The 11,414-nt window shown below is 69.2% G+C and carries 8 protein-coding genes, 1 tRNA gene and 1 pseudogene; 2 read left to right on the forward strand and 8 right to left on the reverse strand.

Features of this window, described 5'->3' with window-relative positions:
- Nucleotides 1-146 precede the first annotated feature (146 nt).
- Nucleotides 147-902 carry a histidine utilization repressor gene (hutC, locus tag ACYVKL_RS32760; RefSeq protein ID WP_379167933.1) on the forward strand — a complete coding sequence of 252 codons (756 nt, stop codon included), beginning with the start codon at nucleotides 147-149 and terminating at the stop codon, nucleotides 900-902.
- A 19-nt stretch (nucleotides 903-921) separates the two neighbouring features.
- Here the strand turns inward: hutC and ACYVKL_RS32765 are convergent.
- The 4 genes and pseudogenes from ACYVKL_RS32765 to orn form a co-directional block, all read right to left on the reverse strand.
- A pseudogene (locus ACYVKL_RS32765) lies at nucleotides 922-4,254 on the reverse strand (NAD-glutamate dehydrogenase); the annotation flags it as partial.
- 95 nt (nucleotides 4,255-4,349) lie between these two features.
- Nucleotides 4,350-5,141 carry an IclR family transcriptional regulator gene (locus ACYVKL_RS32770; RefSeq protein WP_357192785.1) on the reverse strand — a complete coding sequence of 264 codons (792 nt, stop codon included), beginning with the start codon at nucleotides 5,139-5,141 and terminating at the stop codon, nucleotides 4,350-4,352.
- Between the two features lie 91 nt (nucleotides 5,142-5,232).
- Nucleotides 5,233-5,305, reverse strand: a tRNA-His gene (locus ACYVKL_RS32775).
- 65 nt (nucleotides 5,306-5,370) lie between these two features.
- Nucleotides 5,371-5,997, reverse strand: coding sequence for an oligoribonuclease (gene orn / locus ACYVKL_RS32780; protein ID WP_213557455.1), 627 nt, complete (start codon nucleotides 5,995-5,997; stop codon nucleotides 5,371-5,373).
- Nucleotides 5,998-6,221: 224 nt separating this feature from the next.
- On the opposite strand from orn, the gene ACYVKL_RS32785 reads away from it, so the two are divergent.
- Nucleotides 6,222-7,961 (forward strand): helicase HerA-like domain-containing protein, encoded by a 1,740-nt coding sequence (locus tag ACYVKL_RS32785; RefSeq protein ID WP_379167347.1) that lies wholly within the window; start codon nucleotides 6,222-6,224, stop codon nucleotides 7,959-7,961.
- Nucleotides 7,962-7,964: 3 nt separating this feature from the next.
- Here ACYVKL_RS32785 and lysA read toward each other — a convergent pair whose 3' ends face one another.
- The 4 genes from lysA to ACYVKL_RS32805 form a co-directional block, all read right to left on the reverse strand.
- A complete protein-coding gene (lysA, locus tag ACYVKL_RS32790) occupies nucleotides 7,965-9,311 on the reverse strand; it encodes a diaminopimelate decarboxylase (protein ID WP_379167345.1) in 1,347 nt (448 codons plus the stop codon).
- Nucleotides 9,312-9,444: 133 nt separating this feature from the next.
- A complete protein-coding gene (gene cmrA / locus ACYVKL_RS32795) occupies nucleotides 9,445-10,239 on the reverse strand; it encodes a mycolate reductase (RefSeq protein WP_213557453.1) in 795 nt (264 codons plus the stop codon).
- Nucleotides 10,240-10,312: 73 nt separating this feature from the next.
- Nucleotides 10,313-10,744, reverse strand: a complete 432-nt coding sequence (locus ACYVKL_RS32800) for a DUF4189 domain-containing protein (RefSeq protein WP_379167342.1) — start codon at nucleotides 10,742-10,744, stop codon at nucleotides 10,313-10,315.
- Between the two features lie 130 nt (nucleotides 10,745-10,874).
- The gene (locus ACYVKL_RS32805) at nucleotides 10,875-11,306 is read right to left on the reverse strand and encodes a DUF4189 domain-containing protein (RefSeq protein ID WP_379167341.1); all 432 of its coding nucleotides are present in this window, start codon (nucleotides 11,304-11,306) and stop codon (nucleotides 10,875-10,877) included.
- Between the last annotated feature and the right edge of the window lie 108 nt (nucleotides 11,307-11,414).

Raw genomic sequence — 11,414 nt, forward strand, 5'->3', positions numbered from 1 at the left:
AGGCCTGGAACAGCGTCGGCGTGAGAGATTCTCGGATCCGAGACACCTGACCGGCGCCGGGCCCGGGAAGTGCGCCGATACACTCGGTCTCGAATGTGCTGGTGTCCACCGATGGGCAGGATGTGGAACAGGTGACGAATGTGGCGATGGACGAGGTGGATATCGCGTCGCTGTATCGGGCTCGCGGCAGCGGGTCGGCCCCGGCGTATCAGCGCGTCAAGGACATGATCGCGGAGCAGATCGTGGCGGGGCGGTGGCGCGAGGGCGAGCTGCTGCCGTCGGAGAATCAGCTGGTCGGCGCGCTGGGACTGTCGCGCATGACGATCAATCGCGCGCTGCGGGAGCTGAGCGCCGACGGTCTGGTGGTCCGGACGACCGGGGTCGGCACATTCGTGGCCGAACGGAAGGTCAGTTCGGCGCTGGTCGAGGTGCGCAATATCGCCGACGAGATCGGGGAGCGCGGCCACCGGCATCGGGCCGAGGTGGTGTCGCTGGAGGAGCGCGCGGCGGATTCGGTGATCGCGCAGGATCTCGGCGTCGCCGAGGGCAGCCCCGTCTTCCATTCGAAGCTGGTGCATTTCGAGGACGGGCTGCCCATCCAACTGGAGGACCGCTTCGTGAATCCGGCTGTCGCGCCGCACTATCTGCAGCAGGACTTCACGACCACGACGCCCAACACCTACCTGGTCTCGGTGGCGCCGCTGGGTCGGGGCGAGCACGTGGTGGAGGCGGTGCTGCCGACCCCGGACGAGAGCGTCCTGCTCGGTCTCACCGGGTCGGAGCCGTGTCTGCTGATTCGCCGCCGGACGTGGTCGCAGGACCGGCTGGTCAGTTCCGTGCGTTTGCTGCACCCCGGTTCCCGCTACCGGCTCGCGGGAACCTTCGACGCGCAGTCGTCGTGAATTGTTGCTGCGGGAGCGGTTACGCGGTGTGGGCCAGACCGCGGATCTGACGCACCGCCACCGACATGGCCGCCACGTCGGCCGTGGGGCCGTCGAGGATTTCGGTGAGGGTGGTGCTGGTCCGGTGGATCCGGGTGGCATTGCGGGTCGCCCAGCGCGCGATGGTGTCGGCGGGCGGCTCGGCCGGGTCCGGGCGGTCCGCCAGCAGCGCCAGGCACAGTAGCCGCAGCGATCCGTACAGGTCGTCGCGCAGAGCCAGGCGAGCCATCGAGCCCCAGCGGTCCTCGGTGGACAGCCGTGAAACCGATTGCAGCAGACGCACTGTGCCCAGATGCTGGCTCAGCGCGTAGTACAGCCCGGCGACGTCGGCGACGTCGTGGCTTCCGGCATCGGCGACCTCGATGATGTCGAGCAGGCCGAACTGGTCGAGCAGCAGGTGCACCCGGGCGGCCAGCTCGTGCGATACCCCGGCGTCGATCGAGTCGGCGATCCGGTCGCGCAGATCCGCCGCTTCGCGGTCGCGCAGCCATTCCGGGACCAGGTGGGCGTGCGCTGCCAGCCGCGGGGCGAATCGGCCTGTCTCGGTGACGATGTCGAGGGGCTGCGGGCGGTTGGCCAGCAGCCACCGGACCGCTCGGTCGAGGAACCGTTGCGTGGTGCGGACGAGCCCGTCGGCCACGGTCGCGGGCAGGTCCGCGGCGGCGATGTCGTCCCAGAGGCGATGCAGCCCGAACAGGCGGGTGGCGACGAGGTAGGCGCGGACCACGTCCGGCCCGGTGGCCGCGGAGTTCTCGGCCAGCCGGAACACGAAGCTGATGCCGCCGTGGTCGATGACGTCGTTGGCGAGCTGGGTGGCGACGATCTCGCGGTGCAGCGGGTGCTCGGAGACGTTGTCGCCGAACCGTTCTCGCAGTGTCGCCGGGAAGTAGGCGAGCAGGGGATCGCGCAGCGCGGGGTCGTCGGGCAGGTCGCCGGCCAGGAGTTCGTCCTTGACCGCGAGTTTGGCGTGCGCCAGCAGGGTCGCCAGTTCCGGGGAGGTCAGTCCGCACCCGCTCGCGGTGTGCCGGGCGAGCTCGTTCTCGTCGGGCAACGCCTCCAGGGACCGAACCAGTCCCCGCCGGGATTCCAGGTGCGCGATCATGCGGGCGTGCACGCCGATCCGGTCGGCCGCGCCGGCGCGGCTCACGCCGAGGACGCGATTCTGGGAACGGTTGTCCCGCAGCACCATTCGACCGACCTCGGCGGTCATGTCGGCCAGCAGCCCGTCGCGTTCGGCGCGGGTGAGCCGTCCAGCCGACATCATGGCGTCGAGCAGGATCTTGATGTTCACCTCGTGGTCGGAGCAGTCGACTCCGGCCGAGTTGTCCAGTGCGTCGGTGTTGATCCGGCCGCCGCGGCGGGCGTATTCGATGCGGCCGAGCGCGGTGAATCCGAGGTTGCCGCCCTCACCGACCACCGTGGCGCGCACGTCGGCGGCGTTCACCCGGACGCCGTCGTTGGCCTTGTCACCGACCTCGGTGGCCGATTCGGACGAGGCCTTGACGTAGGTGCCGACCCCGCCGTTCCACAGCAGGTCGACGGGTGCGCGCAGAATCGCGCGGATCACCTCGTCCGGGGCCGCCGCGGTGACCGAGTCCGGAAGTCCCAGTGCGGCGCGGGCTTCGGGGGTGAGCGGCACCGATTTCGCCGTGCGCGGCCAGACGCCGCCGCCGGCGCTGATGAGGGTCGGATCGTAGTCCGCCCAGGACGAGCGCGGCAGGCGGAACAGGCGTTCGCGCTCGGCGTGCGAGGCCGCGGCCCGCGGGTTCGGGTCGAGGAAGATGTGCCGGTGGTCGAACGCGGCGACCAGCCGGATGTGCTCGCTGAGCAGCATGCCGTTGCCGAAGACGTCGCCGCTCATATCCCCGATTCCGGCCACCGTGAAGTCGGCGCTGCGGGTGTCGCGGCCCAGTTCGTGGAAGTGGCGTTCGACGCTCTCCCAGGCGCCGCGGGCGGTGATGCCCATCGCCTTGTGGTCGTAGCCGACCGATCCGCCCGAGGCGAACGCGTCGCCGAGCCAGAAGCCGTAGTCGGCCGCGACCGTGTTGGCGATGTCGGAGAAGGTCGCGGTGCCCTTGTCCGCGGCCACCACCAGATAGGTGTCGTCGCCGTCGTGGCGGACGACGTCGCGGGCCGGGATCGCGGCCCCCGTGGCGGCGTCGATGTTGTCGGTGACGTCGAGCAGGCCCGCGATGAACTGCCGGTAGCAGGCGATGCCCTCGGCCAGGTGCGCGGCGCGGTCGGCCTGGTCGTCGCCGCGGGGGCGCGGCGGCTGTTTGACGATGAATCCGCCCTTCGCGCCGACCGGCACGATGACCGCGTTCTTCACCGCCTGTGCCTTGACCAGGCCGAGCACCTCGGTGCGCAGGTCCTCCTTGCGGTCCGACCAGCGCAGGCCGCCGCGCGCCACCGCGCCGAAGCGCAGGTGCACGCCCTCGACCCGGGGGGAGTAGACGAAGATCTCGAATCGCGGTCTGGGGTGGGGGAGTTCGTCGATGCGCTGCGGGTCCAGTTTGAACGACAGCACGGTCGTGTGGCCGCCGCGCACGAAGTAGTTGGTGCGCAGGGTGTTTCGGATGAGGGTGGTGAGGGCGCGCAGGATGCGGTCCGCTTCCAGCCCGACGACGCGCCCGATGCTGTCGTTCAGACGGCCGGTCAACTCCGCCTCGCCGCTCGCGGCGGGTTCGCCCGGCGAGAAGCGCGCGTGGAACAGTTCGGCCAGCAGGTGCGCGGAGTCGGGGTGGGCGGCAAGGACTTCCGCGATCCGTTCCGGGCTGTAGGGGAACCCGCTCTGGCGCAGGTACTTCGCGTAGGCCCGCAGCATCGATACCGGCCGCCAGGCCAATCCGGCGCCCAGCACCAGGCGGTTGAAGGTGTCGGCCTCGGTGTCGCCGCGCCAGGCGGCGGCGAAAGCGTCGGTGAACCGGGTGTGCGTGCCGGCGTCCGGTGCCGGTGCGTGGTCGAAGGCCAGGCCGAAGTCGTAGATCCAGCACTGGTTTCCGGCCGAATCCTGGAGCGGGTAGGTCCGTTCGTCCAGGACTTCCACGCCGAGGGATTGGATCACCGGCAGGATGCGGCTGAGGGAGACGGCCGTTCCGCTGATGTAGAGCGTGAGGCGGGCTTGCCCGCGCGCGCTGCCGGTGGGTGCGTGCAGGGCGACGTCGAACGATCCGGGGCGCAGCGCTTCGATGCGGGCGATGTCGGTGGCGGCCCGGCCGGGGTCGAAGTCGTGTTTGTACCACTCGGGCAGGGATTGGGCGTACGCGTTCACCAGCGCGCGGTCTGCGGTTCGGGCGTGGAGGTCGTCGTCCCAGTCCTGTGTCATTGTCGGAAAATCTCCCCGGTCAGGCGGTTGTCTATACAACAACATACAACCTCTGTGAGGGGACTCACAAGGGTGGTGTGAGGTCAGGGTGAGACGGGCGCCTGCCCGGAGATTCGTGAGGTCAGGCGATCGGCGCCCCATTGCAGCGCCTTCCCCACCACATCCGGTTCGGGGTAGGACAGCTTGCGCCACGTGGTGCTGAGCGCCGCCACCGGCCGGCTGTTGTGATCGAACACCGCTGCGCCCACCGACCGCAGCCCCGCGGTCACCAGCTCCACCTCCTCGGCCCAGCCGCGGGCGCGCGCCTCCTCCAGATCCCGGCGCAACTCGGTCAACGTTCGCGGCCCGCGCCCGGTGCGGGTGATGAAGTCGGAGCGCTTGGCGTACAAGGCTTTCACCTGGGCGTCCGGCAGTGCGGCGAGGATCGCGCGCCCGTTCGCGGTCAGGTGCGACGGCAGCCGCACCCCGATATCGGTGATCAGCGAGACCTCCGCGGCCGGCCCCGAACTCGGTCGTTCCTTGAGCAGATAGACCGTCTCGTTGCCGTGCAGGATTCCCAGATGCACCGCCTGCCCGAGTTGCCGGGCCAGCTGGTGCAGAATCGGCTGCGCCAGCCGTTCCAGCGGTTCGTGGCGCAGATAGGCCGAACCGATCTCGAAGGCGGTGACGCCCAGCCCGTAGGCCTGTTCACCGGGCACGTACACCACGAATCCGCGGTCCACCAGCACCGACAGCATGTGGTAGACCGACGAGCGCGGCAGTCCCAGATCGCGGGCCAGCGCCGCCGCCCGCACCGGGCCGGGGGCGTGGGCCAGCCGGACCAGAATGTCGAGCGCCCGGCCGACGGCCGGAGACGTCGTCGAGGATTGCGCCATGCTCCGGATTCTGCCAGTGGTCGCGAACCGGGCGGAAAAGAGAAACGGCGTGCGAACTGCTCCGTGAGGAGCGGCTCGCACGCCGTGAAAGGGTGGCTGACGGGACTTGAACCCGCGACCCCCAGGATCACAACCTGGTGCTCTACCAGCTGAACTACAGCCACCATCGCCGTAACTTCCGGCGCGGTAGATATTAACGTGTTCTCGCGGCGAGTACCTAATCGGCTGTTCAGGCGGGGTTTACGGGCGGTTCCGCGGGGGTCGCCAATTCGGCGGCGACGGCGGCGATCTCGGCGGTCGACGGGCCGGGCGCGGGGACGAACGCGGTGCGCCGGTAGTACTGGAGTTCGCGGATGGATTCCTGGATGTCGGCGAGCGCGCGGTGCGCGAGGCCCTTCTCCGGCTGGCCGAAGTAGATCCGCGGGTACCAGCGCCGGGCGAGTTCCTTGATCGAGCTGACGTCGATCATCCGGTAGTGCAGGTGCGCGTCGAGCGTCGGCATGTCGCGCGCGATGAACCCGCGATCGGTGGCGATCGAGTTGCCCGCCAGCGGCACCGTGCGCGGGGTCGGCACGTACTGCTTGATGTAGTCGAGGACCTGCTGTTCGGCTTCCTCGAGGGTGACCACCGAGCGCCGCACCTCTTCGGTGAGCCCGGACTTGGCGTGCATCTCGGTCACCACCGGCGGCATCGCGGCCAATGCGGCGTCGTCGGCGTGGATCACGATGTCCACGCCCTCGCCGAGAATATTGAGGTCACTGTCCGTGACGAGCGCCGCCACCTCGATCAGCTTGTCGCTGTCGAGCCGTAGCCCGGTCATCTCGCAGTCCATCCACACCACGTACTTGTCGGTCACCGCCAAACACTAACCCTTCGGCCGAGCGGGACCGGGTTGCCCGGCTCCACGGCGTCGGCTCGACCCGTGAGTTAACTGAAGGCAAATCGCGTCGAGGCCGCTCGGACGTGCGAATGAGCAGTATGGTTGCGGTCGAATCTCACGCGCAGCGAGCGGTCGGCGTGTGGGTTGGGCAGTTTTGTTCGGACGCAGTCGCAGTTGGCACAGCAGACGGAGGAAGCGCGATGACCACCCCGCAGGAGAAGGCAGCGGCGGCACGGAAGGCGGCGGAGGAGGCGGCGCGGATCGCGGCCGAAGCGGCCGCTGCGGCGGAGGCGGCCGAGCAGGAGGCCGCGGCGCAGGAGGCGGCCGAGCAGGCTGCTCCGGCCGATGCCGGTGCCGCGGAAGCGGATTCGGGCAAATCGAAAGCTTCTGCCGCTCCGGCCGACAAGGACGAGGCCGCCGCCCTGGAGATCGCGGCCGGCTACGCCATGGAGGGGCTCGCGCTGGAGTTGGGCACCGTGATCGTCGGCGGCGCCGTGCATCCGGATGCGCGGGTGCGGATTCCGATGAAGACGATGAACCGGCACGGGCTGGTGGCGGGCGCGACCGGTACGGGTAAGACCAAGACCGTGCAGGGCATCGCCGAGCAGTTGTCGGCGGCGGGCGTGCCGGTGGTGGTCGCCGACATCAAGGGCGACCTGTCGGGGCTGTCGCAGCCGGGTCAGTCCAATGAGAAGCTGCTGACCCGCGCCCAGGAGACCGGTGATCCGGACTGGAAGCCGCAGGGGTTTCCGTGTGAGTTCGTCTCGCTCGGCACCGGCGGCATCGGGGTGCCGATTCGCGCGACCATCACCTCGTTCGGCCCGATTCTGCTCAGTAAGGCGCTGGGGCTCAACGAGACCCAGGAGTCGACCCTGGGCCTGATCTTCCACTGGTCGGATCAGCAGGGCCTGGCGCTGCTGGATCTGAAGGATCTGCGCGCGGTCATCCAGTACCTCACCAGCCCGGAGGGCAAGGAGGATCTGAAGGGCATCGGCGGCGTGTCCGCGCAGACCGCGGGCGTGATCCTGCGCGCGCTGGTGAATCTGGAGGCCGACGGCGGCGACACCTTCTTCGGCGAACCCGAGCTGGAGCCGGCCGACCTGATGCGCACCGCGGGCGGGCAGGGCGTGATCACCCTGTTCGAGCTGGGCGCGCAGGCCGCGCGGCCGCAGATGTTCTCGACCTTCCTGATGTGGGTGCTGGCCGACCTGTTCCAGACGCTGCCCGAGGTCGGCGATGTGGACAAGCCGAAGCTGGTGTTCATCTTCGACGAGGCGCACCTGCTGTTCAACGGCGCGTCCAAGGCGTTCCTGAACCAGGTGGAGCAGACCGTGAAGCTGATCCGCTCCAAGGGTGTCGGCGTGTTCTTCTGCACTCAGCTGCCCACCGACATCCCGAATTCAGTGCTCTCCCAGCTGGGTGCGCGCATCCAGCACGCCTTGCGCGCGTTCACCCCGGAAGATCAGGCGGCGCTGTCGAAGACGGTGCGGACCTACCCCAAGACCGCGACCTACGATCTGGAGAAGGCGCTCACCTCGCTCGGTATCGGTGAGGCCGTGGTGACGGTGCTGTCGGAGAAGGGCGCGCCGACCCCGGTGGCCTGGTCGCGCATGCAGCCGCCGCGCTCGCTGATGGACACCATCGGTGACGATGGAATCCGTTCCCGCGCTCAGCAATCCACGCTGTACAGCAAATACGGCCAGACCATCGACGCGGAGTCGGCCTACGAGATCCTGACCGCCAAGATCCAGGCCGCCGCCGAGCAGGCCGACCAGGAGGCCGCGGCCAAGAGCACCCGCTCGGCGAAGCCTGCCCCGGAAGAGGATTCGATGGCCGAGAAGATCGTCAACAACCCGGCCTTCAAGAACTTCCTCCGGTCGGCGGCCACCGTGGCCGGGCGCGAGATCAGCCGCAGCATCTTCGGCACCCGCAAGCGGTAGCGTTCAGCGCCCGATATCGCGGCGGAGCAGATCGTCGATGGTCTCGCGGCGCACCAGTTCCCGGCTGCGGCCGTCGCGGACCGCGACGATCGGCGGGCGGCCGATGCCGTTGTAGGACGAGGCCAGGCTGTGGTGGTAGGCGCCGGTGCACGGCATGGCCAGTACTTCGCCCGGTCGCAGGTCGGCGGGCAGCCGGACGTCGCGGGCCAGGATGTCGCCGGCTTCGCAGTGCCGGCCGGCGATGGTGGCGGTCATCTGCGGGCCGGTGGGGTGCCGGTTGGCGACCACGGCGTCGTAGCGGGCGCCGTAGAGGGCGACGCGGGGGTTGTCGCTCATGCCGCCGTCCACGGTCACATAGGTGTGGCCGCGCTCGACGTGCTTGATCGACAGCACCCGGTAGAGGGTGACGCCGGCGCGCGCGACGATGGCGCGGCCGGGTTCGAGGGCGATGCCCGGCCGCGGGAATCCGTGCCGGGCGCATGCCGCGTCCAGGGCGTCCTCGATGATGTCGGCCAGTTCGGCCAGGTTCATTTCGGCGTCGCCGCCGCGGTAGGCGACCGCGTGCCCGCCGCCCAGATCCAGTTCGGTCAGGGTGAGGCCGAATTCGTCGCGGATGCGGGCCATTTCGCCGATCATCCGCCGCACCGCTTCGCCGTAGGGGAAGGTGTTGTAGATCTGGGAGCCGATGTGGCAGTGCAGCCCCGTGAGGGTCAGATTCGGTTGCCGCACAATGCGATCCACCGCGTCCCGGATGGCCGGGCTGCCGATCGGGAACCCGAACTTCTGGTCGGTGACTCCGGTGCGGACGGCCGGATGCCCGTCGATGTCGATATCGGGGGTGACGCGCAACAGGACTCGTTGCGGGCGTTCGGCCAGCGCGGAGAGCAGGGTGATCTCGGTGAGGGAGTCGATCACGATGCGCCCGACTCCGCAGTTGACCGCCGTCTCCAATTCGGCGAACGGTTTCCCGTTGCCGTGCAGCACGATTCGCCCGGGGTCGGCCCAGCCGGACAGGGCCACGGCCAGTTCCCCGGCCGAGCACACGTCCAGCGAGAGGCCTTCCTCGGTGATCCATTCGGCCACGGCCCGGGTCAGCAGCGCCTTGCCCGCGTAGATGATCTCGGCGTCGGGGAAGCGGGTGCGGTAGGCCTGGCAGCGGTCGCGCACCTCGCCCTCGTCGAGCACGTAGGTGGGGGTGCCGTACTGGTCGGCGATATCGGCCAGTGCGACGCCGCCGACGGTGATGCGCCCATCGGCGTCGTAGTGGGTTTCGCGCGGCCAGATCGCCGGGTCGAGGCGGGGGACGATGCCCCCGTCACGCAGCGACGGGAAGATCTCGAGCAGCGTCAAGACGTCTCCTGGTGAGAGCTCCCCGCTTTCTCTCATGCGGGGCCTTCACCAGGACTACGCCCGATCCGGGGAGCCGGAAACGTCCGGAAACGTCCCCTTTACGAGGGACTACTCGATCTTGACGCTTTACTGATCAGCCGCCGAGCTTCTTGTAGGCGGCGCCCGCGACGAGCGAGGTGATCGAGCGCGGCCCGAACTGGCCGGCGATGCTCATGCCCTTGCTGATCAGGCCCGGCACCACGCGCATCTTGTTGCGGGCGAGGGCGTCGATGGTGATCTTGGCGGTGTGGGCGGCGGTGACCCAGATGAACTCCGGGATCTTGTTGCCCATCTCGTCCTGGTCCGGGTTGTCGGTGCGGACCGGGCCGGGCGCCAGCAGGGTGACGTGCACGCCGGTGCCCTTGAGCTCGCCGCGCAGCGACTCGGAGAAGGTGTTGGTGAACGCCTTGCTGGCCGAGTAGGTGGTGTTGTGCGGAATCGGCATGTTGCCGGCCGCGGACCCGGTGATCAGGATGCCGCCCGCGCGGCGCTCCAGCATGCCCGGCAGCACGGCCAGGCTCAGGTCGTGCACGGCGACGGCGTTCAATTCCATGATGTCGCGCTCGTAGTCGAGGTCCAGCTTCGCGAGCGCGCCGAAGGTGGCGACACCGGCGTTGTTGCACAGGATCGCGATGTCCCGCGCGGCCAGTTCCTTGGCCAGTGGGGCCCGCTGCTCGCGGTCGGAGAGGTCCACCGCGCGCACCTCGGCGGTGATGCCGTACCGCTCGGTCAGCCGCTGTGCCAGTTCGGCCAGCAGATCGCCGCGCCGGGCGACGAGGATCAGCGAGTAGCCGCGCGAGGCAAGCTCTTCGGCGAGGGCGACGCCGATCCCGGACGAGGATCCGGTGACGACGGCACGGTTGTCGGCGGTGGGTGCAGGCAGGCTCACAGTCGGTGAGCCTACCGATGATCGCCCGAAGCGGGCGGCCGGGCCGGGGTGCGCCCCCCGGCCCGGGATCCGGCTAGCTGCCGGTGGAGCAGTCCGCCCCGTGCACCCGTGCGGTGCTGGGCTGTGAGCTGCCCAGGCCGACCATCAGCGGGTTCGGGTCCGGGCCGGTGGCGGCCATGGCCTTGGCGACGGCGTCCGCCTCGGTGGCGCCGGTGCCGTACCAGTAGTCCTGGCCGCGCTGGGCGATGGCCACGCAGCCGTTGACGTAGCGCACCTGGACCTCACAGGGCTTGAGGTCGCAGTTGGCCAGGGCCGCGGCGTCGGCCTCGTCCTGGCTGGGGAAGTTGGTCGCGGAGCTGACGTACAGCTCGCCCGCCGAGTCGAACGACACGGCCAGCGCGCCATAGTAGTTGGGAGCGGCATCGGCCGTTCCCATGCCGCCCGAGAGCAGCGCGGCGGCAGCGGTGGTGACCACACCGGCGGTGGCCATCTTGGAAAAACGCATCAGAGAAGTTCTCTCCCACGATCGTTGAAGCAGGTGTTCCGCGATCATGACAGGACCCGGTGACAACCTTCACCATCTGGATCGGTTACCAGATCGGTCATTTGGTTGTCGACCGGGTTCGTCTCTCGGATCAGCCGGCGTTGGCGGTGCAGGCCGAGTGGCGGACGGTGGCGGTGCTCGGCTCCGCGCTGCCCAGGCCCACCAGGAGCGGGTTCGGATCCGGACCGGCGGCGGCGAGGGCATTGCGCTCGGCCTCGGCGCGGGTGGCGCCGATGGCCCAGAACAGGTTGTCGTCGCGGCGCGCGTAGGCCGCGCAGCCGTTGGACCAGCGCAGCTTGATGAAGCAGTTGGAGTAACCGCATGCGGACAGCGCGTCGGCGTCGGCCGAGGCCTGGTCCGGGTAGTTCCAGCGGGCCGAGATGTGGGTGGAGTCGTCGAGGTTGGCGATGGCGAACGCGCCGTAGAGGTCGCCATCCGCGTGGGCGGTGCCCATGGTGCCGGTGAACAGGGCGCCGGCGGTGCAGGCCACCACACCGAGTGCGGCCTTACGAGTAAAGGACATAGAGAATTTCTCCCCCGGATCGATCGAATCACGTGCTACGCGATCATGACAGAGGGGTGCGACAGCGCGAACCATCCGAATCGGTTGCCGGATAGGTCATTCCGTTTT

The organism is Nocardia tengchongensis (assembly GCF_054781395.1).